The sequence below is a fragment of the Sphingobacterium sp. WOUb80 genome (assembly GCF_050058145.1).
GTDB lineage: Bacteria > Bacteroidota > Bacteroidia > Sphingobacteriales > Sphingobacteriaceae > Sphingobacterium.
Genome location: NZ_CP165617.1, coordinates 400,000 through 424,405, shown reverse-complemented (window position 1 = coordinate 424,405; position 24,406 = coordinate 400,000). Strand labels below are relative to the sequence as shown.

The window sequence follows — 24,406 nt, the reverse complement described above, 5'->3', positions numbered from 1 at the left end:
TTCAATTTTAGGCAAAGACCAACCTCATTGGGGTATTTTTAACATTTATTATGCCTATTCAACGAACAGTTCCCAGAAGAATAAAGGAGCTTAAAGCAATGGCGCCAAAAGCCGGCAGATTGAATCCACCCCTCTTTTCCAGCGACTTCGTTGCATCCATTTACGGATTGTAATCAGATCGGAAACTTCAATATCAGCCAAAAATTGTGTATTAAGACGGTCACAAAGTGTTTTATCCGAGACAATCCCCGAGATTTCAAAGTTGATATAAAAGCTTCTGATATCGAGATTTGTCGTACCAATATAGGCCAGCTTCCCATCAATACAGATGGTTTTGGCATGCAGGAAACCCTTTGTGTAGAGATATACATTGACACCTCTTTCCAGCAGCGGTTTAATAAAAGAGAAAGAAGCATGTTGTACAAAGAATGAATCAGACTGGGACGGTAACATCAAATCTACACGCACTCCGGAGGACACCGCCAGCATTAAAGCGGTCGTCAGTTGATCGCTGGGAATAAAATAAGGTGTACACAACTGTACATATTCTTTTGCTTCGTTGATACCGGCAATAATTGCTTCCATATTGAAAGGCGCTGGTGATCCCGGATCACTGGCTGTAAATCCCACTCCACTCGCATCTTCATCGGTAAGTGGAAATCGGTTTAAATAACCATGGCCCAATTCAAATGATTCCGCATCTGTCTGGTTCCAGCTATTCCAAAACTGGATTTGCAACGTATTTACTGCCGCGCCGACAACCATCATAGCCGTATCTCGCCAGTAAACCTCATTTTTTCCATTATTGATATATCGATCTGAAATATTGATTCCGCCGACAAAGCCGATTTTCCCATCGATCACCGCTATCTTGCGGTGATTGCGGTAGTTGCTATTCGCCAAGGAACTAAAGGTTACTGGAAGAAAAGCTTGAAACACAAAATCGGGTTTATGCCGCCGTAAATATTTAATCACATCCGGAGCACCAAAACTATCCAATATCAGACGTACAGTGACACCAGCTTTTGCTTTTTCTTCTAGAATATGTAAGATTTCCTGCCCTATTTCATCCATTTCCCAGATATAATATTCCATGTGAATGGAATGTTGTGCAGCTTTAAGGCGATCAATAAGTACCGGAAACTTTTCTTCCCCATTTATAAACAGGGTTACATCGTTGTTAAGGGAAAATGTAGAGATCTTTTGATTTTTAAGGTAGCGGTATACCATGGCCAAACTACCGATCCGCTCATTTAACGTATCGATATGTTCCTCCATAATTTCAGATTCTTTACGCCAGGCATCCAGTAGCTTTTTGGACTGCTCGCGATACACGCGTTTCATCCTTTTGACCTTCTTAAACTTCTGACCAAAGAAATAGTAACTGAGCAAACCGACGACAGGTAAGAAAACAATGACCATAATCCAGGCGATGGTCTTGGAAGGATTACGGTTTTCGATCAAGATCGTCCCGATTACACCAATATAAAGGATGAGCAAAGGAATCCAGTAATATTGTAACGCAATCTGTAAAATATGATGAAGTACCTCCATATCGTATACTAAGGGTTTTACCAAATATAATACTTAGCATCGACATATTGTTTGTCGTTAAGCACAGTTTATTGCGCCATCGACATGAATAAATGGGCTTAAATAAGGGATATCTAAATTGGCTCCTCGAAGTATAAACCATATTCCCAACAAGAAATATAGAAAAGGAACCCATTTTGAAAAACTTATTTTGAAAGATCTGGAGAAATTTCCCAGAAAAGAAAATAAAAACAATAGCGGAATGGTTCCCAAGCCAAAACACAGCATAAAGAAAAAACTTTGCTGTGGACTATCGGCATTGATCGACGACATAAGAGCCATGTACACCATACCACAGGGCAACAGTCCATTGAGTACACCGGCAACAAAACTCCCTCCCGGTTTATAGAGCCATTTCGACAATAAGCGTACAACGGGCTGCACCGCCTTGGTCTGCCAGCTAGCGATCTTCCGGTTATGCTTACCAATAAGCTGAAATAATGCTATTCCGATCAGAATAATCCCGGTGGCCCAGCTTAAACTTCGCTGCCAACCCTGAATCTGGGCAAATGTACCTATCGTACCTAGCAGCAGGCCTAGACAGCCGTAGGTAAGCACCCTGCCAGATTGATACAGTATTTTATTGAAGAAAACATTCCAGCCAAAACCTTGTCGCCCTTCTATGGCAAAAATTAACGGACCACACATAACCGCACAATGTATGCTTCCAAATAAACCCATGAAAAACGCAAAATAGGTATAGCTCATTTCTTTAAACTAAAATAAAATATGCTCTTCAAACAAAAAATCTTTGCCTATACTCTTCCAGTCAATATACAAATTCCACATTCCTTTATCGAACGTGGAAATGGGCAATGTATATAGGTTATTTGTTGTCTGAAATGGCAATTCTTTGTCCAATCGATTATCCGAAGGTTTTCGGAACAGCAATTTCCCTTTATTTTCTTTGGAGACAAAGTGAATATATAAGGTATCTTTTCTGATTTCGACAGTTGGTGATTCTTTCATCATCAATACATTTTGCTTTTTATCGTAAGCCTGGTCGTAATTCAGTCCCTGCTCGTAATAGTCATCTTCTTCCAGACTATCCGAGTCATGACTCACCATATATATTCCTGCTCCGACGATGCACAACATAAACACCGCCAAGGTTAAAAAAATCTTTGTACCCCAATTCATTGTTTTTCTCTTTAATTCATACCAGGAGGCGCGATAAAGGTGGTTTTTAAAGTTTCCACTTTCTTATCTCCCGAATAGATAGCTAATTTTACATTACTTTTATAGGTCTCTACATCCTTATTTGCGATAATCAGAAAAAAGCTCAGTGTCGCATGCCCATCCTTACTCAATTTTTGAATAGGGTTAACCACTTGAATCTTTAAACGCGGATCATCACAGACCAATTTAAAAGGTATTTCTTTACCAGACTTGTTAATCAATTCTAAAGAATACAGGTTACTGATTGTCTTATCATCACGAAGCTGGTAGGTACTACCCTTGGCCCGGAGCAGCCTTCCGTCTACCTGAGAACGGTTAAACAGCAGCAAACAAAAGACAGACATTAAGGCAACCAGTACGATCGAATAAGCGATTGTTCTGGTGTTATTTTTTTTCTTGAGCGTGCCCTCAATCTCACCCATCGGATAAAAACCAATTAACTTTTTAGGTTTTCCAATTTTGTCCATGACAGCATCACAGGCATCAATACAGGCCGTACAGCTTACACATTCTAATTGCAGACCTTTTCGAATATCGATTCCTGTAGGACACACATGTACACAGAGTTTGCAGTCTACACAATCCCCTTGAGGCGTCTTCGCGTCCTTTTGCTGTTTTCCTCTCGGTTCCCCACGTCTATGATCATAAGCGACAGTAATACTTTGGTCATCCAGGAGTACGCCTTGAAGCCTGCCATAAGGACAAATTGCAATACAGACAATCTCCCTGACATAAGCAAATACACCATAGAAAACCAATGTAAATATGATAATTGATATCAGACCGCCGATATGCTGGTCCAATGGATCAGTGATTATTTTAATCAGGGCGTCAGCACCGATGATATAAGACAGAAAGATATTAGAGATGAAAAATGATATGATGAGAAATATGGCATGTTTAAAAAATTTCTTTAACTGCTTTTGATCCGTATTTGGTCCTGCATCCAATTTTTTTTGTTGTTGCCAATCCCCCTCAATCCAATACTCAATCCGTCGGAATATCAATTCTAAGAAAATAGTCTGTGGACAAGTCCAGCCACACCAGACCCGGCCAAAAACAACGGTAAACAAAACCACACATACCATCACGATCAACATACCGAATACGAATATGTAAAGATCTTGGGGATAGAAAAGATTTCCTAAGATAGAGAATTTCCGGTCAATAATGTTAAACATCAAAAACGGTTCGCCATTTATTTTGATAAAAGGAGCAGCAAACAAGAACAGCAGTAGTGAATACCCAACCCACTGTCTTTTTTTATAAAGCTCTCCCTGCGGTTTTTTGGCATAAATCCATTGTCTTTTTTTAGACTTAGACCCGCCATTATCGGCACTATTAACTACTGCTGTACTCATTGTTATTTCAATTTATTACTCTGCTTTTTTATCTGCTTCAACTGGACCTGTTTTGGCCTCATCCGCTGCTTTCTCTCCGTTTGCCGCCTGACCACCGCCATAGGATACCTCTTCACCTTGTGGAGCTTTTGGATTAGCAGGGTTTGTATCCCTTAAGGTGACAATATAACTGGCAACCTGTGCAATTTGTGCGGGACTTAACGTTTGTTCCCATGGCACCATTCCTTTATCGGGAACACCATACTTAATGGTTTTGAAGATGTCTTTAATCTCACCACCATGTAGCCAAAACTTATCGGTCAAGTTCGGTCCGATGCCTCCCTCGCCACTACCACCGTGACAAGCGACACAGTTTGCGGTAAAGATCGCTTTTCCATCAGCAGCCATTTCCGGCTGAAACTCCACGCTACTTTCGTCTACATTGCTCGCAGAAGCGGTAAGATAAGCCTGACGCTCTTTCTCGGCAACGACCATCTCATGTTCATACTCCTGATCCTGGTTCATTCCGATGCCCGACACCTGATAAACAAATAAGTAAACAAGGCCGAAAAAAATCGTTCCATAAAAAAGGAAATTAAACCAGATTGGAATCGGATTATCCAACTCGCGGATACCATCATACTCATGGTCTATGACAATATCCTTTTCTTCTGAAATCGGTCTGATCCCCATGATCTTGTTCCACGACCTTTTCATCCAGCCCTTATTCGCCACCTTTTTGAGTTTTTCCTCCTCGGCCAATTCAGGCATGGTAATCTTAATGATGGATTTCATCGCGCGATTGACCATCAATGCCGAAGCAAGAAGAGCCAGCATCACAACGATCAATACAACAATTAAGATATCTGTGTATAAATTATCTGTACCAAATCCTATCGTAGATTGAACAACTTCTGCGGTAGCTGGTGCAGTATCCAATAATAAACTCATATATTATAGACTTTCAGGTGAATGATTCAGTTCCTTTTCTGTTTCATCTTCTTCCAAAGGCAATTCCTTCATATAAGTAACATAGTCTTTTTTCATTCGAAACAACATTATTGCTACTGAAATAAAGAACACCAAGAAGATCCAAAGTGATGCAATTAGATAAAGCTCACTGCCGTTTAGATTTGTTATTTGCTTAAACATAGCTTTATTGATTTGCGTTAATATTATCAGCTACTTTTGGAGCTGCTTTTATATCTGTTCCCAATCGCTGTAAGTAGGCAATTACAGCCACAATCTCACGGTCAGCTAACACATTCACTTGGTTTTGTTTTAGATCATCAGCAATTTTCTGTGCCTGCTTGGTGAGATCCTGCTCAGCATGGTCAATTTCGGCATCGGTATAGGGGATTCCTAATTTCCGTAATGCTCTCATTTTGTCTTGCAGAATAGAATTATCCAGCTTCTGATCGATTAACCAAGGGTAAGTCGGCATAATACTTCCCGGAGAGGTAATTGTCGGGTCCAGTAAGTGATCGAAATGCCATTTGTTTGGATACTTTCCACCGATGCGATGCAGATCAGGTCCCGTCCGTTTCGAACCCCATAAAAACGGTGTATCGTAAACAAATTCCCCAGCCTTGCTGTACTCTCCATAGCGGGCAGTTTCAGACCTAAATGGACGAATAGTTTGCGTGTGACAATTCACACAACCTTCTCTGACGTAAAGATCTCGACCTTGAAGTTCCAAGGCTGTATAAGGTTTTACACTGGCGATTGTTGGAACATTTTTAGAGATCGTAAAAGTCGGTACCATCTCAACCATACCTCCGATGAGAATAGCGATAAGTGCCAGTACCATAAATAAGATCGGCTTACGTTCGAGACGGCGGTGTTGCGATTGTTCATTTACTTGAACTGGCAACAATGCTGGCGCTTCTGCAGGCTCATTGGCCAAAAGCTTACCTTTCTGCATTGTTTTGATCAAGTTGAAGGTCATCAGGAATACACCGGACAAATAAAGCGCACCACCTAATGCACGCATCATGTGCATTGGCAAAATTTCCAATGTGGTCGCAAGGAAGTTTGGATATTTCAGGACCCCTTCCGGTGTAAATTCTTTCCACATCAAGCCTTGTACAACAGCTGCCCAATACATAGGTATTGCATAGAACAAAATACCCAAGGTGCCTATCCAAAAGTGCGTTGATGCTAACTTTTTAGAATATAATTCTGTTTTATAAATACGTGGTATCAACCAGTACAGAATACCGAATGTCATAAACCCATTCCATCCCAATGCACCTACGTGTACGTGTGCTACGATCCAGTCGGTAAAGTGAGCAATTGCATTCACCTGTTTTAAGGATAGCATAGGACCTTCGAAAGTCGCCATACCATAACAAGTAAGGGCCACGACCATGAATTTTAACATAGGTTCTGTCCGTACCTTATCCCAAGCACCACGTAAGGTCAACAAGCCATTGATCATACCACCCCAACTCGGAGCAATCAACATAATGGAGAATACAACCCCTAAAGACTGTACCCAACCAGGTAGCGCCGTATAGAGCAAATGGTGAGGACCTGCCCAGATATAAATAAAGATCAGAGACCAAAAGTGAAGAATACTTAACTTGTAAGAGTAGACCGGACGATTGGCCATTTTAGGAAGGAAATAATACATCATTCCCAAATAAGGAGTTGTCAGGAAGAAAGCCACAGCGTTGTGACCATACCACCATTGTACCAGTGCATCCTGTACACCCTTGTAGACATAGTAGCTCTTCCAGCCTGCTACAGGCAATTGGATGGAGTTCACAATATGCAATACTGCTACGGTTACGAATGTCGCAATATAGAACCAAACAGCGACATACATATGACGTTCGCGTCGTTTGATAATAGTACCGAACATATTGATTCCGAACACTACCCAAATAAGGGTAATTGCAATATCAATTGGCCATTCCATTTCGGCATACTCATGACTTGAAGTAAGACCTAGTGGCAGTGTAATAGCCGAGGCAACAATAATCAATTGCCAACCCCAAAAATGGAGTTTACTCAAAGCATCACTAAACATTCTTGCTTTAAGCACCCGTTGTAAGGAGTAGTAAACTCCCATAAAAATACCATTACCCACGAAAGCAAAGATCACCGCATTGGTGTGTACAGGACGTACACGGCCAAATGTTGTGAATTGCAATCCAAAGTTCATCTGGGGCCAAACAAGCTGCGTCGCCACAAGCAATCCTATGGTCATACCAACTATTCCCCAAATAATGGTAGCGATTCCGAAATTTCTGACAATCTTGTTGTCGTAATTAAATTGCTCTAACTGCATTACTTAAATTGTTGATTCTGATTCAAAAATAAGCAGCATTTTATGACAATCTAATGATGCACAATGCGTACAAAAGTGATGTACGTCACTTTTCTATAAACCATTTATATAGCCTAATCCCATTTTATGTTCGCTGATTGTAAACAACTTAGCAGAAGTACGCTGTTAAGGAGTCCTTTTTCACGACAAGATCTGAAAACAAAAGTGACCGTCATCACATTTCCTGACGATTTATGATCTTCTTAGCGAGATATCAATGGCATAATCCTCCTCATTTCACAGCAGAGCAGGATCTATATCCTTTGGATGATCAGCGTCCGGGTAGTAAGTTCGCATTAGATTTCTTGGGAATCGGTCGGTAAATTTTCATATACGGGCTAGTCCAAACTGCCCTCTTCGCCAGGAAAAGGAGCTACGCCGCCATCCCGGTTAATATTCTGGATAGGCCACCGAGCGCGATCCGTTTATCCAGGACTCATCCTGCAGCTTGCGGCTATAAATAAGGGAGCATTTGGGTTAAGGGCTAATGCTGATGCACCATCCCACTAAAGGACAGTGACAGTTGCAGGGTAGCGGCGGTTGCGGAACAGCTGCCGATGGACCGGGCTCACCGGAGGCCATGTGCTGCGATAACCAATAGGCGGAGGATATACAATAGCTTGTACATGGAATTACGGAAGTACTTAAACGAAAGAAGCCCTTGACTGTTTCCAGCAAGGGCTTCTGTGTAAAAAAAGGCACCGACCTACTCTCCCACCTGTTACGGCAATACCATCGGCTCTGGCGGGCTTGACTGCTCTGTTCGGAATGGGAAGAGGTAGACACCGCCGATATAGGCACCTAAAAATCTTTATTGGCTGATTCCTTATCGGAACATCAGACCAACTGACATATATATTGAAAGATCATTTTAAAAATTAAAGAGGAAGACAACAGTGTCTGTCTGCTTGAGAAAGCTTCGGGCTATTAGTACCACTTGGCTTTGGTCTCTCAACCTTTACACCTATGGCCTATCAACGTAGTCATCTTCTACGACCCTATAAGGAAGTCTCATCTCGTGGCTAGTTTCGCACTTAGATGCTTTCAGCGCTTATCTATTCCAGACGTAGCTACCCTGCCGTACACCTGGCGGCATAACAGGTTCACCAGAGGTCTGTCCAACCCGGTCCTCTCGTACTAAGGTCAGATCCACTCAAACTTCCAACGCCCACAACAGATAGGGACCGAACTGTCTCGCGACGTTCTGAACCCAGCTCGCGTGCCACTTTAATGGGCGAACAGCCCAACCCTTGGGACCTTCTCCAGCCCCAGGATGTGACGAGCCGACATCGAGGTGCCAAACCTCCCCGTCGATATGAGCTCTTGGGGGAGATCAGCCTGTTATCCCCAGCGTACCTTTTATCCTTTGAGCGATGGCCCTTCCATACAGAACCACCGGATCACTATGTCCGTCTTTCGACCCTGTTCGACTTGTCGGTCTCACAGTCAAGCAAGCTTATGCCATTGCACTCCGCGTACGGTTACCAAGCGTACTGAGCTTACCTTTGAAAGCCTCCGTTACCTTTTTGGAGGCGACCACCCCAGTCAAACTACCCACCAAACAATGTCCTCCCCATAAGGGAGTTAGAAACCGAATACAGAAAGGGCGGTATTTCAAGGTTGATTCCATGACTCCTGGCGAAGCCACTTCAACATCTCCCGCCTATCCTACACATCCTGTACCCAATCTCAATGTTAAGCTATAGTGAAGGTGCATGGGGTCTTTCCGTCCCGTTGCGGGTAATCGGCGTCTTCACCGATACCACAATTTCACCGAGCTCATGGCTGAGACAGCGCCCAGATCGTTACACCATTCGTGCAGGTCGGAACTTACCCGACAAGGAATTTCGCTACCTTAGGACCGTTATAGTTACGGCCGCCGTTTACTGGGGCTTCGATTCAATGCTTCTCTTGCGATGACATCCCCTCTTAACCTTCCAGCACCGGGCAGGTGTCAGGCCTTATACTTCATCTTGCGATTTTGCAAAGCCATATGTTTTTGTTAAACAGTCGCCTGGGCCTTTTCACTGCGGCTGCTCTTTCGAGACAGCGCCCCTTCTCCCGAAGTTACAGGGCCATTTTGCCGAGTTCCTTAGCCATGACTCACTCGAGCACCTTAGGATTCTCTCCTCGACCACCTGTGTCGGTTTGCGGTACGGGTCTTCATAACCTGAAGCTTAGCGGGTTTTCTTGGAAGTCTGTTTACCTGCTCTATCAGCGCCACCGAAGCTTTGCTGTACTATTGGGTTTCAGCTAGAGTTGCGGATTTGCCTACAACTCCAATACCTACGCCTTTCAACGAACTATTCCGTCAGTTCGCGGCAGTGTCACTACTCCGTCACCACATCGCAGTTATGAAGAGTACTGGAATATTAACCAGTTGTCCATCGGCTTGCCCCCTTCGGGTGCGCCTTAGGTCCCGACTGACCCTGATCCGATTAACGTTGATCAGGAAACCTTGGTCTTTCGGTGGGCGGGTTTCTCACCCGCCTTATCGTTACTTATGCCTACATTTGCTTTTCCATAACCTCCACAGTTCATTGCCAAACTGCTTCCCCGGCGATGGAATGCTCCCCTACCAGATGTACCTAAGTACAAATCCATAGCTTCGGTACCGTTCTTGATGCCCGTTTATTATCCACGCCCGGCCGCTCGACTAGTGAGCTGTTACGCACTCTTTAAATGAATGGCTGCTTCCAAGCCAACATCCTAGCTGTCTGGGCAACCGGACCTCGTTAGTTCAACTTAGAACGAATTTGGGGACCTTAGCTGATGGTCTGGGTTCTTTCCCTCTCGGCCTTGGACCTTAGCACCCAAAGCCTCACTGCCGGCTATATTTGATAGCATTCGGAGTTCGTCTGGATTTGGTAGGATTTGACTCCCCCGCACCCAATCGGTAGCTCTACCTCTATCAAACTCTACGCCGACGCTGTTCCTAAAAACATTTCGGGGAGTACGAGCTATTTCCCAGTTTGATTGGCCTTTCACCCCTACCCTCAGGTCATCCGGAAACTTTTCAACGTTTATCGGTTCGGTCCTCCATTACATGTTACTGCAACTTCAACCTGCCCAAGGGTAGATCACAAGGTTTCGCGTCTACCTCATCTGACTATGCGCCCTATTAAGACTCGCTTTCGCTTCGGCTGCGTCCCTGAAGGACTTAACCTTGCCAGACAAGAGTAACTCGTAGGCTCATTATGCAAAAGGCACGCTGTCACAGAACTCGTCTGCTCCAACCGCTTGTAAGCACACGGTTTCAGGTTCTTTTCACTCCCCTGTTCGGGGTTCTTTTCACCTTTCCCTCACGGTACTGGTTCACTATCGGTCTCTCAGGAGTATTTAGCCTTACCAGATGGTGCTGGTGGATTCCCACAGGATTTCTCCGGTCCCGCGGTACTCAGGATACCACTATGTCAACATTCTTTACCTGTACGGGGCTCTCACCCTTGTCGCGCAGTTTCCCACCTGCTTCCAGTTCATAGCGCTGTACAATGTCGTGGTCCTACAACCCCGGCCATGCCGTAACATGATCGGTTTGGGCTCTTTCCCGTTCGCTCGCCACTACTTGGGAAATCATTGTTATTTTCTTCTCCTACGCCTACTTAGATGTTTCAGTTCAGCGCGTTCGCGTTTTATACGACTATTCTTCAAATAGTCAGGTTGCCCCATTCGGAAATCTCTGGATCAAGTCGCATTTGCCAATCCCCAAAGCTTATCGCAGCTTATCACGTCCTTCTTCGCCTCTGAGAGCCTAGGCATCCCCCGTGTGCCCTTATTTACTTTCTTCACCGGCATAGCCTTTTGCTACTATGCGGCTGCTTTTGATATATATACCCGTATGCTACGCAAAGATTCGTTCGGCCTTGACCGAGGGTCTCCTCTTTACATCAAGCACATACACGTATTGTCTCTATACTGTTGTCTTCTCTTGTAATTTTTTTTCTCTTTCAATATGTCAAAGAACTCTTTTTCCGGTTTTTATTCTGGAGCATCTGTCGATGTTCCTTCCGGAGATGTGGAGAATAACGGATTCGAACCGTTGACCCCCTGCGTGCAAGGCAGGTGCTCTAGCCAGCTGAGCTAATTCCCCGTATTTTTTCGTAGTCCCGAGCAGATTTGAACTGCTGACCCCTACATTATCAGTGTAGTGCTCTAACCAACTGAGCTACGGGACTAGCTTATCTTGTTCATCTCTTTCTCTCGGTCCTGCTCCTTGCGGGGCGGGCACTTTCTTCTGATGTTTTCTTCTTGTCAATCATATGTAACGTGACGAGCACCGATCTTCGATACTCTAGAAAGGAGGTATTCCAGCCGCACCTTCCGGTACGGCTACCTTGTTACGACTTAGCCCCAATTATCGGTTTTACCCTAACACGCTCCTCGCGGTAACATGCTTTAGGTACCCCCAACTTTCATGGCTTGACGGGCGGTGTGTACAAGGCCCGGGAACGTATTCACCGCGTCATTGCTGATACGCGATTACTAGCGAATCCAACTTCATGGGGTCGAGTTGCAGACCCCAATCCGAACTGTGAATGGCTTTTAGAGATTAGCATCATATTGCTATGTAGCTGCCCGCTGTACCATCCATTGTAGCACGTGTGTAGCCCCGGACGTAAGGGCCATGATGACTTGACGTCGTCCCCACCTTCCTCTCTGTTTGCACAGGCAGTCTGTTTAGAGTCCCCACCTTAAATGCTGGCAACTAAACATAGGGGTTGCGCTCGTTGCGGGACTTAACCCAACACCTCACGGCACGAGCTGACGACAGCCATGCAGCACCTAGTTTCGTGTCCCGAAGGACGAGTGCGTCTCTGCACTCTTCACTAACTTTCAAGCCCGGGTAAGGTTCCTCGCGTATCATCGAATTAAACCACATGCTCCTCCGCTTGTGCGGGCCCCCGTCAATTCCTTTGAGTTTCACCCTTGCGGGCGTACTCCCCAGGTGGATAACTTAACGCTTTCGCTGGGACGCTGGCTGTCTATCGCCAACATCGAGTTATCATCGTTTAGGGCGTGGACTACCAGGGTATCTAATCCTGTTCGATCCCCACGCTTTCGTGCATCAGCGTCAATACCAGCTTAGTGAGCTGCCTTCGCAATCGGAGTTCTAAGACATATCTATGCATTTCACCGCTACTTGTCTTATTCCGCCCACTTCAAATGGATTCAAGCCCATCAGTATCAAAGGCACTGCGATGGTTGAGCCACCGTATTTCACCCCTGACTTAATAGGCCGCCTACGCACCCTTTAAACCCAATAAATCCGGATAACGCTCGGATCCTCCGTATTACCGCGGCTGCTGGCACGGAGTTAGCCGATCCTTATTCTTCCAGTACATTCAGCTATCTACACGTAGATAGGTTTATTCCTGGACAAAAGCAGTTTACAACCCATAGGGCAGTCATCCTGCACGCGGCATGGCTGGTTCAGGCTTCCGCCCATTGACCAATATTCCTTACTGCTGCCTCCCGTAGGAGTCTGGTCCGTGTCTCAGTACCAGTGTGGGGGATTCTCCTCTCAGAGCCCCTAGACATCGTCGCCTTGGTAAGCCGTTACCCTACCAACTAGCTAATGTCACGCGAGCCCATCTCTATCCTATAAATATTTAATCAACCGAACATGCGAACTGTTGATGTTATGCGGTGTTAATCTCTCTTTCGAGAGGCTATCCCCCTGATAGAGGTAGGTTGCTCACGCGTTACGCACCCGTGCGCCACTCTCACCAATGGTAGCAAGCTACCACCGGATCCCGTCCGACTTGCATGTATTAGGCCTGCCGCTAGCGTTCATCCTGAGCCAGGATCAAACTCTCCATTGTAAAATGAAGTTTTTGATTCCAACTATTTACATAATCAGAATTCTTTTTTTATATCTCTGATCTTGGATCGAATTGAACTAATTCTTGAATTTGTTCATGACTTTCGACTTTCGTCTGTCTACTCGTCACGCTTACATGATTGTGTTTTCTTAAAGAACTTTTGTCGCTTCAACTTCCGTATCCGCTATATTCCGATAGGCATTGCGCCTCTCTTTATCTTTTTTGTTTTCCCTCCGTTTCCGTTGGGACTGCAAAGGTAGAAATCTTTTTTGAACTTCCAAAAACTTTTTCAAGTTTTTTTTCTTTTCTCTTTTTTCCGATTTCCGCGTTTAAAATAAACTCAGCGGGATTTTAAATCCTGCCAGGCTCGCTTAAACCCTTCTTTTTTTCATGATTTCTTCTTTCGAAGTAACCGCTCCTCCCTTGCGGAGTGGTGCAAAGATAGGGAGTTTAAATACAAACTTCCAAGCCTTTTGTTCTTATTATTTTCATTTTATCCTTAACTGCCTGTAAAGGTGCGAGATTCTTTTTGGTTTTTGGTAGCGGGAGGTGCAGCAGCTGGCAAATAACGGCTGATCCAGCTGCCAGATTGGGCCATTCAAAGAACCTAGGTCATCATATATAGTATGGAGACAGGCTTCGCACTGTATCTATTGCCAATTTCGTTCAACTTTTGTTAATAATTAATAGGGGTATTACAGGGGGATAACAGGGGTTTAACAGGGGGTTAGCAGGGGTACAACCCCTATAAACCCCCTGTTAAAACGGTGTTATATTGGTGTTAATTACAAATCAGTATACAATTTGAGCCTAAGCGGGGTAACAACAGGCCTCCCCTTTTTGTCAAAACTGCCGCTGAAACAAGCAAAATATCAATATGAAAAGCCAAATAATAGCAGCATTGGTCCACTTATCAAGATAAAAAACCTATTTATCTATTTTTTTATGTAGATTTATCTTCTTAAAATAACCACCAAAGCGATGAGCAGAACTACCCTGAAAGATATAGCATTGGCACTCAATATTTCTGTTTCGACGGTTTCCAAAGCATTATCAGACAGCTACGAAATAAGTGAGACAACTAAAAAGATGGTTCAAGAATATGCCAAAAAGCACAATTTCCATCCAAATAAGTTGGCGCGAAGCTTAAAAATAGGAAAATCCAATACAATAGGGGTTATCGTATCCAACATTAGCAATACATTCGTTTCACAAATCCTCGATGGAATTCAAATAGCCTCTCAACAGACGGTCTATGATGTTATTTTCATGCAAAGTCGGGAAGACGAGCGGATCGAAAAAAATTGTATTGACGTTTTGCGTATGCGAGGCATTGATGGTTTAATGATATCTCCGGTCTCTTCGGATTCAAACATTGACGAACTCAAAACATTAATCAAATCGCAGATACCTGTTGTTATTTTTGATCGTATCAATCACCAGCTTGATACATTCAAAGTGGGTGTCAATAATTTTCAAGGTGCATATAATGCTACAAAACACCTCATCGAACAAGGCAAAAAGAATATTTTACATATCACCGGAAAGAACTTAGGCGTTGCAGCCGAGCGTTTAAATGGCTTTAAATCGGCTTTATCAGATGCGGGCATCCCGTTCAATAACAAACATTATATCGAATGCAGCTTCAATAATACCACCGATATAGATCGAACGATAAAAGAAATCTTACTTCGGGAATACATTGAGAACAAGAATATAGATGCAATTTTTGGAGCAACAGATGTTATTACAACCAGAACATTGGGTATTTTGGCTGAACTGCAGATTGAAGTCCCGTCCCAAGTTGCCGTTATTGGTTTTTCAAACACGCAAATTGCCGCCTCCTTAAATCCGGCGCTATCCACAGTTGTGCAGCCAGCTACCGAAATTGGTGAATTGGCAACAAATAAATTAATCGCCACCATTAACCAAACGAGACCAATACATGAGTTTGAAACGATTGAGCTTCCGACGCAGCTTATCATTCGCAAATCTTCTTTATAATTTCAGTCATTATAAGCTTCGAAGAAGCATTTAAAAGTAAAACAGCCGAGAAACAGGAAGAACATCGCTTCCAATTTCCCGGCTGCTTTTTTTATAAACGGTCCAGACCTAAAGTTATAGATCATTAAACTTGCTCCTTGGTATTATTCACCGATAATACCATATTCCAAACCCCGCAATTCTGCAAGCCCTCTCAATCTTCCAATAGCAGAATAGCCTGGGTTCGTCACCTTATTGAGATCATCCAGCATCTGGTGGCCATGATCTGGCCTAAATGGAATAGCTGTAGATCTCAACTGGTTTTCAGCGACCAAGATTTTCATAATTTTATACATATTGACATCACCATCCAAATGATCTGCCTCATAAAAACTTCCAATCGCATCTTTCTTCACATTTCGCAAATGAACAAAGTTCACACGCCCTTTAATCTTTTCTAAGATAGCAGGCAAGTCGTTTGTCTGACTAGCACCCAAAGATCCCGTACAAAAACAAACGCCATTGAATTGTTGTGGAACTGCATTTAAAAAATAATCGAAATCCTCACCATTACTGGCAATGCGGGGCAAACCTAAAATAGGGTACGGTGGATCATCAGGGTGAATGGTCATACATATACCATTCTCCTCACAGGTTGTCGCAATTCCCTGAAGAAAATAAACCAAATTATCACGTAAACCGTCTTTTCCAATATGCTTATAGGTGTCAATGCTTGCTTTCAATGCTTCTAATTCCACATTTTTCTCTCCTGGAATTCCCATTAAGACAACATTTGCCAATTCCTCTTTTTGTTGTTCGGCAATTTCATCAAATCGTAAAGTTGCACGTTTAACAACATCTTCGGGATACTCCGTGTGAGCGGCGTCTCGTTTTAATATAAATATGTCGAAGAGTGCCAAATCAATCCAATCAAAGTAGAGTGCTTTCGAACCATCCGCCATAGTTAAGTCCAATTGTGTACGTGTCCAATCCAACACGGGCATAAAATTATAACAGATTGTTTTGATACCACATTGGGCGAGATTGGTTAATGTCTCATTATATTTTTGGAGGTATTCATCTACTTTAGCTCCTTTTGTCTTAATCTCCTCGTGTACGGTCACACTTTCTACGACAGACCAAGTAAGACCAGCATCTTCTATAATGCGTTTTCTTTCTTGAATATCAGCAAGTGGCCATACTTCACCATGTGGAATATGATGTAATGCTGTCACAATACCAGTAGCTCCAGCCTGTTTGATATCCTGTAATGATACGGGGTCATTGGGCCCATACCAACGCCAGGTTTGTTCTAATTTTTTCATCTTAAAGTTTAATTAAACGCCACACCATGCATTAAAACCACCATCGACAAAGACAGTCTCTCCTGTCACAAAGGCCGACGCATCGCTCAATAAATAGATTAAAGTTCCTTTTAACTCACGGGGGTCACCCAAACGGTTATAGGGAGTTCCATTAAGAATACGTTTGGTACGGTCGCTATAAGTACCGTCTGGATTGATCAATAAGTTTTTGTTTTGCTTGGTTAAGAATACGCCGGGAGCGATTGCATTGACACGAACTTGATCGCCATAACGCTGAGCGAGTTCGGTGGCCATCCATTTTGTATAACCATCGATACCGTGTTTTGCCACAGTATAGCCCAAAACACGTGTAAAAGGACGACTAGCTGTGAGGGAAGATATATTGATGATGACTCCCTTTCCGCTCTCCGCAATCACACGGCCGATAATATGCGTAGGAATCATCGTTCCGTAAAGGTTAAGCTCAATAGCTTTAATGGTATCCTGAATATTACTCGCAAATAAATCTTGATCGGCACCAATTGTTGCACCGGGAATGTTACCCCCAACGGCGTTTACTAAAGCGTCTATCCTACCCCACTTTTGCAAAACTTCATCTTTCGCCCGTGTGACATCCTGTTCGTTCATGATGTCAACTTCAACAAATATAGCTTCGCCACCAACAGACTCTACCTGCTGGACACGCTCCGCTCCGATTTGTCCATTACGTCCAAGTACTGCGACTTTGGCTTCTGCCTCGGCCAAAGCCTCAACAAATGCTTCGCCTAAAATCCCTGTACCTCCCGTAATTACAACTACCTTATCTTTTAATGAAAATGGATTATTATGCATGTATTTTTATTTCAAATTGGTATTTACCCCCAATTTTATTGATAATAACCTTAATTACAAAAAAAAGTAATTGATTTAATTACGATAACGTTTTAGTTACGTCACCTTCTTTATCTTCCCCTTCTGTCGTTTCATCATCAAACAGAATCCGTATAGAAGGTGTATAGGTATCATTATGCTGACCGGTTTTATTTGCCCAGAAAAAAGCACATAGGAAAACCAAAGCCAACAAAACACTACAACCGATCAAAATATACATTATTTCCATAACAACTAGAGTTTGCGGCGTTTGGCATACCACCTCGTCATGAGACTTGTAAAGGAGATGATCGTTACCGTACTTATTGGCATTAGAATCGCGGCAAATAACGGCGACATAATACCTTGCACAGCAAAGCTCAATCCAATTACATTATATAAAAGTGATATACCAAAGCTCATATGTATTACTTTTACCGCATCTTTGCTAAAAGCAAAGAAATCCGGCATTTTTGAAAATGACTCCCCATCCAGTATCGCATCGCAGCCGGGAGAGAAGTTATTGATATCATCACTCACGGCGATGCCCAAATCTGCTTTACGCAATGCCCCCGCATCATTCAGGCCATCACCAATCATGCAGACATGCTTTCCTGCTACCTGAAAATTTTGAATGGCTTCCAGTTTTTCCATTGGTGATTGATTAAAAAGCAAACTTGCATTCGAGGGAAAAATTAACTGCAGTGCATCCAGACGCCGATCGTTATCCCCTGAGATTAAATGAAGGTCGTATTCGACTTTAAAATCTTCAATCAAAGCCGAAAGGCCATCCCGCCAGGATTGCTCCATGGTAAAATATCCTTTTAACTCCTCACCTATACGAATAAAAACCACAGAACCATCTGTTTTAATATTACCGATATTCAGAAAATTAGCACTACCGATTTTAATTTCCTTGCCACTTACATTAGCCTGCATCCCCTTTCCCGGAAATTCTTTAAAATCCTGTACCGAAATATCAGCAGAGACATTCAGCCACTTGACAATCTCACGGCTCAATGGATGACTAGAGTTTCTACATACTGCATTTAGTAGCTTTTTGTCAACTGCTGAAAGACTACCTTCAAAATAAATGGAGGTTGCTTTAGGAGATGATATGGTACCCGTCTTATCGAACACAAGAGTATCAATCGTTGCCATCTGTTCGATGGCAGCGGTATTTTTTACGTAGAACTTATTTCGGTCAAAAATACTTAACGCAGCCGAAAGGGTAAATGGAGAGCTCAACGCCAACGCACATGGACATGCGATAATCAATACCGCCGTAAAAGCTCCCCAAGCCCTGCTTGCACTCCCATCAACGGCCCAAAATAGTGTCGCCAATAGTGCAATAGCCAATAAAACAACAGTAAAATATTTACTTATAAAGTTGACAAAAGTCTGAAAATGCTTGTCATAATCTTTATAATTTTCATTATTCCATAGTTTGGTCAAATAGGATTGTGAAATAGGTTTGACAACTTCAAGTTCTATCGCCTCTCCTGTCTGACGCCCGCCAGCGTAGATAATTTCGCCAAGAGTTTTACTTACGGGACTTGATTCTCCAGTCACAAAGCTGAAATCTATCGCAGCATCACCTTTTAAAAGTATCGCATCGGCAGGGATAATCTCATTGTTCCGAACCAAAATCCGGTCACCTATATGTACATCTCCCAATTGTACAGGCTTGTCCCCCGATTCGGTCAATACTGTTACAGCCACCGGAAAATAACTCCGGTAATCCCGTTCAAATGAGATATGATAATAGGTACGTTGTTGCACCCATTTTCCGATCAATATAAAAAATACAAGACTACAGAGCGTATCCGTAAAACCTGCGCCCGTCTGTGTAATCACTTCAAACGCGGAACGCAAAAATAACACGAGGATTCCCAGAGCCAAGGGCACATCTAGATTCAATCGCTTTTGTTTCAAACTCAAATAGGCCGATTTAAAGTAGTCCGACGCACAGTATAACAAAACCGGAAGACCAAAAGCAAGGTTAATGTATCCAAAAAAATTGGCGTACTCTTTTTCAAAACTTCCCATCCCAAAATAATCAGGAAAACTGAATAGCATTGAATTTCCAAAACAGAAACCGGCAACAGCAATTTTTGCGACCAAAGGATTCAGATTATTTCGATTTCCTTCCTTCACAACATCCTGCAAAGTGATTTTAGGATCATAACCGATATTGACCAGAAGATAAACCAGGTCTTTCAATGGCAGCTCGTTGTGATTGAATGTGATGCTCGCCTGTTTCTTCATAAAATCCACGCGGGACTGCATTACATTGGGATTGAGTTTATATAAATTTTCAAGCAACCAGATACAGGAGCTACAGTGAATAGCCGGAATATAAAAGGTGATGATGGTCATCTTATCATCTTTAAAATCCACTAATTTGCCGGCAATCTGTGGTTCATCCAGATAGGAAAAATCTTCTTGCTTGGATTTATTCGATTTACCCGGATGCTGATTATAGCGGTAATACTGCTGCATACCACTATCGTTCAGCACTTGGTAGACCGTCTGACATCCTAGACAGCAAAAATCATGCTGATCGAGCTGGTAGCCCGTTTCCTCAATTTTATCGCCGCAATGGAAACATTTTTCTGCAAGTTGTATTTCATCCCTTAGCTCTGTCATACCTTCGTTTTAAATTGCCTGACTAAATAATTGATTTTGCACCCTCGACCGTAATAGTCGCTGATCAAAGGCCATACAGATGTTTCTCAAAAAAGAGCGCCCAACGGCAGTACATTGAATCAGATCGCCCGTTATAGAGACTAAACCATCTGCAACCAGTTCAGACAATTCTTCGATAATCTGCTCATTCAACGGTGCTCCTTTCCGCAACTGCACTTTTCCTTTGCACATCATATCCAAGATATACCGTCTGATAAGAAGATCCTCCTCGTTGAGCAAATGTCCCTTTACCACCGGCAATACACCGGCTTCAATTAACTTATGATATTCTTCTACAGTCTTTACATTTTGCGCAAATGCCCCCCATGCATCACTGATCGAAGAGACCCCAATACCGATTAGCAGGGGACTAAACCGATCGGCATAGCCCATAAAATTACGGTGTAATCTTCCTTGTTGAAAAGCCATAAATAACTCATCATCCCTTTTCGCAAAATGATCCATACCAACATCTTCATAGCCATGTGCTAAAATCATTTTTTTTCCAAGATTATACAGCGCGAGTTTGGCAGCACCATTAGGCAGATCAGCTTCGGTATAATGACGCTGTCCCGGCTTAATCCAAGGCACATGTGCATAGCTATAAAACGAGATTCTGTCTGGGTTTAGCAGCATGGCTTTTTGAATGGTATCTTCGACTGTGGCCAAGCTCTGCTTAGGAAGTCCGTAAATCAAGTCAAAGTTAATGGACCCAAAGCCTATTTTCCGAGCATTCTGCATCACCTCTTCCACTTCTTCCAAACTCTGATGCCTATTGATGACAAATTGGACAAGCGGATCAAAATCCTGTATGCCCAAGCTCAAACGGCGGAATCCCAAATCAAATAAGGTCTGTAAATGCATGGACGTTGTATTTGCCGGGTGAGCTTCAAAAGAAAATGAGCTACCCGGTGCTACATCTACATGGGCAAGAATTCCGGCAATCAGCATCCTTAAATTATCCGGATGGAAAAAGGTCGGTGTACCGCCTCCCAAATGTATTTCTGCCAACAATGGTCTTTCACCATTAAATAATGCGACATACATTTCCCATTCCTTCAAAAGAGCTGCGATATAGGGTTCTTCAACGCGGTGATTTTTTGTAATACGCGTGTTGCAACCGCAATAAGTACAAAGGCTTTCACAAAAAGGAAGATGGATATACAGGCTAATTCCCTTTTCTTTCGATTGGCTGAAGGTCTGATAGACTTGATCTGTCCACGCCATCTTGGAAAATGCTTCATTATCCCAGAAGGGGACAGTGGGATAACTTGTATAACGTGGTGCTGCAACATTATATTTCTGCACCAATTCTTCCATTGTAAGCTGCGATGTAATCATTTTACTTTATTTTTTTAGCACAGTCGTTTAGGCAACAACAGGCTTTACCAACACATTTTTCTATTCCCCAGAGGTTGAGATTCCGGACAGTTTGCTCTGCCAGTCCTTTTGGGCTCTGATCTTCAAATGGCGCATTGGCTATCTGAATATTCAGATCTCCAGCCTTCACCAAATCGATATGAGCGGTATCCTTACTTCTTGTCATGATCTTATTGATCCCTAATCCTTTTAAGTTAAGTAGCATACTCTCGTCCAAAATATCGCTCACAGAAATAACCACCGCATCCTTGCCGCGTGCATAATTCTGTGTCTCTAAATTTAATCCATTTGAAATCAAGGTCAAATCATGCTGCTTGGCATTTGCCAATGCCCAAAATTCTTTTTCAAATGACCTCACATTATATACTACTACTTTCATTCTGATTCTACAATCACCAATTAAGGGTTTATCCTAATAACAAAAGTAAATCATGCATTCGGGCAAAAACATGATGCAGCACCATACTTTAAATGATATTTATCACAATTCGCAAAAAACATCATGATTTCACAAGCAGCAATTGCGATGAAAGGTTAAAAAAAAGGCGCATCCAGAAAAACTGAACACGCCTTTTTGAGCATATTGATTTTTAAATCTTCGCTTGCTAATCGTTACTGTTTCACATCGCGTAGGTTTTTGATCGAATTGATATATATCTTACCTTTTTCTTTCGAAATCAGTTTTTCTTCTTTAAAATCTGAAAGCATACGGGAAACTGTTTCATTTGCTGTGCCGGCAATTGAAGCCAAACCATCCCGTGTCACATCAATTGTACAGGCATTAACCTCATTGATATTGACGCCACTTTTTTCAGCAACGCTAATCAAAGCATTGGCGACGCGCTTGCGGACAGAATGATAGGCAAAGCCTAGCAATTGTTCTTCCTTTTCACGTAAATCTACCGAAAGAAGCTTAATAAATTTACTGGCTATTGCAGGTTTTTTCCATAGCAGCTCCAAAAAACTGTCCTTTGGCACCAACACAATTTCACTTTGTTCAACTGCTTCAGCGTAGTCTTCGTAATTATCATTCAACAAAATCGATGCATAGCCAAAGTAATTTCCTTCAATAAAGATACCTGTAGAGAGTTCCCGTCCATCTTTATAAGACTTAAAACTGCGCACCTGACCAGATTTTACAAAATATACATATGTTGGCGAATCGTCTTTTTCATAAATAGACTGTTTTTTCTTCACTGTTTTGACACGTGAATTGGCAAGCAGCTCTTGCAGCAATAACACCTGCTCTTCGGCGCTCAAACTCAAATCTTCCTCCTGTGGGGTATCTGCGGCCAGCTGTTCATGTCTTTTGAGGCGTACATCTATTGCGTTCATCAATTCGACATCGTCAAAAGGCTTGGTCAAATAATCATCCGCTCCCATCTCCATTGCTTTACGCATATCTGCGCGTTCCGCCTTGGCAGTCAGAAAAATGAAAGGAATTTTAGCAGTACTTTCAATTTTGCTCAACATAAATAAGACACCGTAACCATCCAGTTCGGGCATCATAATATCACAGAGAATCAAATCAGGAATATGTCTTGTTGCCAAGTCGACTCCAATACGTCCATTTTCGGCCGTAATGACATCATACCTTCCTGTTAACTCCAATATTTCGGTCGTTCCCTCTCGGATATCAATATTATCTTCAATAATTAAGATTGTCTTTTTATTTCTCATCTGGCATTATTTATTCTGTCATGCTTATCTCCAGGTTCAGCTTTCTTTAAAGCTTACCCTGAATGAAGTTCCCTTGTGTACTTCAGATTCAAATTCCATATTACCTTCCATAAGTCCAATGTACCTCTTGACGATATTCAAGCCTAATCCTGTACCAGGGATATTCCCTGTATTATGAGCCCTAAAAAAAGGTTCGAATAAATGCACCTGATCCTCTTCTGGAATACCGATACCATTATCCTTTACCGAAATTAAACAACCCTCATCATCAATACATGTTGTAAATTCAATCAACGTATCTTCCCCAGAATACTTGATCGCATTGGAGATCAAGTTGACCAAAGCATTCTTCAATAAATTGGGATCCAGGGTAAAATGCCCAATTTCTCCGGTATGTTGGTATACAATATGCTGATTCTTCTTACAGATCAACTGCATCTCTTCGGTGATCTCTTCGGCAAGCTCTACTAAATTGATATACTGCTTATTCATGACAACAATACCTGCTTCCAATTTTTCCAGAGAAAGAAAATCATTCAGGATACTGGTCAGCAGCTGAACAGCCCCTTTAATCTTATTGGTATGTTTAATGATATTTGCCTTATCATCCGGTCGCTCCGAATATTTTTCAATCAAAGAAGCCGAAAGCTGTACAGAACTCAAAGGTGTACGGAATTCATGTGAAGCCATGGATACAAATCTTGATTTCAGCTGGTTAAGTTCAATTTCTTTTTCCAGGGATTTGGAGACTTCAGCTTTAGCCTTTTCCAGCTCGGACACCATGGAGATCAGATCGCGTGTACGTTCACTGACTTTATGTTCGAGTTCGGCGGCATGTTGCTTGAGCATATCCTCGGCAGCTTTCTCACGCGATAAATCGTGAATAAAACCCGTGAAAATATTTTTATCCTTTAGCCAAACCTCACTGACTGCCAGGCGAAATGGAAATGTTTCTCCATTTTTCTTCAAGCCCATCACTTCACGGCCAATTCCAATAATTTTCTTGTGTCCCGTGGTTTGGTAATTGTGTAGATAACCATCATGATTACCACGATCGGGTTCAGGCATCAGCATGGAGATATTATTTCCAATCACCTCTTCAGCCTGATAACCAAACAATTCCAAGGCAGCAGGGTTAATGCTTTCCACATGCCCCCTGTTGTCTATGGTGATAATGCCATCGATAGCGTGGTCTATTATTGCAGCCAAAAGCCTTCCGCTCTCCATGATTCT

General features: G+C 42.7%; 16 protein-coding genes, 2 tRNA genes and 3 rRNA genes. 1 reads left to right on the top strand and 20 read right to left on the bottom strand.

The genetic code is table 11. The features are described 5' to 3' along the window. Positions 1-90: 90 nt before the first annotated feature. The 12 genes from cls to AB1Z56_RS01590 form a co-directional block, all read right to left on the bottom strand. Positions 91-1,554, bottom strand: coding sequence for a cardiolipin synthase (cls, locus tag AB1Z56_RS01645; RefSeq protein ID WP_309362185.1), 1,464 nt, complete (start codon positions 1,552-1,554; stop codon positions 91-93). 57 nt (positions 1,555-1,611) lie between these two features. Beyond that, the gene (locus AB1Z56_RS01640) at positions 1,612-2,301 is read right to left on the bottom strand and encodes a sulfite exporter TauE/SafE family protein (protein ID WP_309362187.1); all 690 of its coding nucleotides are present in this window, start codon (positions 2,299-2,301) and stop codon (positions 1,612-1,614) included. A 9-nt stretch (positions 2,302-2,310) separates the two neighbouring features. Further along, positions 2,311-2,733, bottom strand: coding sequence for a FixH family protein (locus AB1Z56_RS01635; protein WP_313268003.1), 423 nt, complete (start codon positions 2,731-2,733; stop codon positions 2,311-2,313). Positions 2,734-2,744: 11 nt separating this feature from the next. Further along, positions 2,745-4,133: a cytochrome c oxidase accessory protein CcoG gene (gene ccoG / locus AB1Z56_RS01630; protein WP_309362191.1), complete on the bottom strand. Its 1,389-nt coding sequence runs from the start codon at positions 4,131-4,133 to the stop codon at positions 2,745-2,747. Between the two features lie 15 nt (positions 4,134-4,148). Next, on the bottom strand, positions 4,149-5,063 hold the full coding sequence (locus tag AB1Z56_RS01625) for a cbb3-type cytochrome c oxidase N-terminal domain-containing protein (protein ID WP_426790899.1): 915 nt from the start codon (positions 5,061-5,063) through the stop codon (positions 4,149-4,151). 3 nt (positions 5,064-5,066) lie between these two features. Beyond that, a complete protein-coding gene (locus AB1Z56_RS01620; protein ID WP_046671935.1) occupies positions 5,067-5,264 on the bottom strand; it encodes a hypothetical protein in 198 nt (65 codons plus the stop codon). A 4-nt stretch (positions 5,265-5,268) separates the two neighbouring features. Next, a complete protein-coding gene (ccoN, locus tag AB1Z56_RS01615; RefSeq protein ID WP_293903913.1) occupies positions 5,269-7,407 on the bottom strand; it encodes a cytochrome-c oxidase, cbb3-type subunit I in 2,139 nt (712 codons plus the stop codon). A gap of 732 nt (positions 7,408-8,139) precedes the next feature. Next, positions 8,140-8,251 (bottom strand): 5S ribosomal RNA (rrf, locus tag AB1Z56_RS01610). Positions 8,252-8,354: 103 nt separating this feature from the next. Further along, positions 8,355-11,232, bottom strand: a 23S ribosomal RNA gene (locus AB1Z56_RS01605). A 230-nt stretch (positions 11,233-11,462) separates the two neighbouring features. Continuing rightward, positions 11,463-11,536: transfer RNA gene (locus AB1Z56_RS01600), tRNA-Ala, on the bottom strand. 11 nt (positions 11,537-11,547) lie between these two features. Further along, positions 11,548-11,621, bottom strand: a tRNA-Ile gene (locus AB1Z56_RS01595). A 120-nt stretch (positions 11,622-11,741) separates the two neighbouring features. Further along, positions 11,742-13,268, bottom strand: a 16S ribosomal RNA gene (locus tag AB1Z56_RS01590). The 16S, 23S and 5S rRNA genes sit together here with 2 tRNA genes alongside, the layout of an rRNA operon. 981 nt (positions 13,269-14,249) lie before the next feature. Here AB1Z56_RS01590 and AB1Z56_RS01585 point away from each other — a divergent pair. After that, positions 14,250-15,272 carry a LacI family DNA-binding transcriptional regulator gene (locus tag AB1Z56_RS01585; protein ID WP_309365135.1) on the top strand — a complete coding sequence of 341 codons (1,023 nt, stop codon included), beginning with the start codon at positions 14,250-14,252 and terminating at the stop codon, positions 15,270-15,272. Between the two features lie 143 nt (positions 15,273-15,415). Here the strand turns inward: AB1Z56_RS01585 and uxuA are convergent, their stop codons facing one another. The 8 genes from uxuA to AB1Z56_RS01545 all read right to left on the bottom strand — a co-directional run bounded on the left by uxuA (position 15,416) and on the right by AB1Z56_RS01545 (position 24,400). Then, on the bottom strand, positions 15,416-16,576 hold the full coding sequence (gene uxuA, locus AB1Z56_RS01580) for a mannonate dehydratase (protein ID WP_313266618.1): 1,161 nt from the start codon (positions 16,574-16,576) through the stop codon (positions 15,416-15,418). Between the two features lie 12 nt (positions 16,577-16,588). Continuing rightward, positions 16,589-17,407: an SDR family oxidoreductase gene (locus tag AB1Z56_RS01575; RefSeq protein ID WP_088160737.1), complete on the bottom strand. Its 819-nt coding sequence runs from the start codon at positions 17,405-17,407 to the stop codon at positions 16,589-16,591. Positions 17,408-17,486: 79 nt separating this feature from the next. Continuing rightward, entirely contained in the window at positions 17,487-17,675 is a 189-nt protein-coding gene (gene ccoS / locus AB1Z56_RS01570) for a cbb3-type cytochrome oxidase assembly protein CcoS (protein ID WP_075991720.1), read from the bottom strand. 5 nt (positions 17,676-17,680) lie between these two features. Beyond that, a complete protein-coding gene (locus tag AB1Z56_RS01565) occupies positions 17,681-20,074 on the bottom strand; it encodes a heavy metal translocating P-type ATPase (RefSeq protein ID WP_426790898.1) in 2,394 nt (797 codons plus the stop codon). Positions 20,075-20,083: 9 nt separating this feature from the next. Then, complete coding sequence (gene hemN / locus AB1Z56_RS01560; protein WP_426790897.1) at positions 20,084-21,454, bottom strand: oxygen-independent coproporphyrinogen III oxidase; 1,371 nt, start codon at positions 21,452-21,454, stop codon at positions 20,084-20,086. Position 21,455: 1 nt separating this feature from the next. Then, positions 21,456-21,872, bottom strand: coding sequence for a lactate dehydrogenase (locus tag AB1Z56_RS01555; RefSeq protein WP_309365123.1), 417 nt, complete (start codon positions 21,870-21,872; stop codon positions 21,456-21,458). Positions 21,873-22,105: 233 nt separating this feature from the next. Beyond that, the gene (locus AB1Z56_RS01550; protein ID WP_313266615.1) at positions 22,106-23,173 is read right to left on the bottom strand and encodes a response regulator; all 1,068 of its coding nucleotides are present in this window, start codon (positions 23,171-23,173) and stop codon (positions 22,106-22,108) included. Between the two features lie 36 nt (positions 23,174-23,209). After that, positions 23,210-24,400, bottom strand: coding sequence for a PAS domain-containing sensor histidine kinase (locus AB1Z56_RS01545; protein WP_309365119.1), 1,191 nt, complete (start codon positions 24,398-24,400; stop codon positions 23,210-23,212). Between the last annotated feature and the right edge of the window lie 6 nt (positions 24,401-24,406).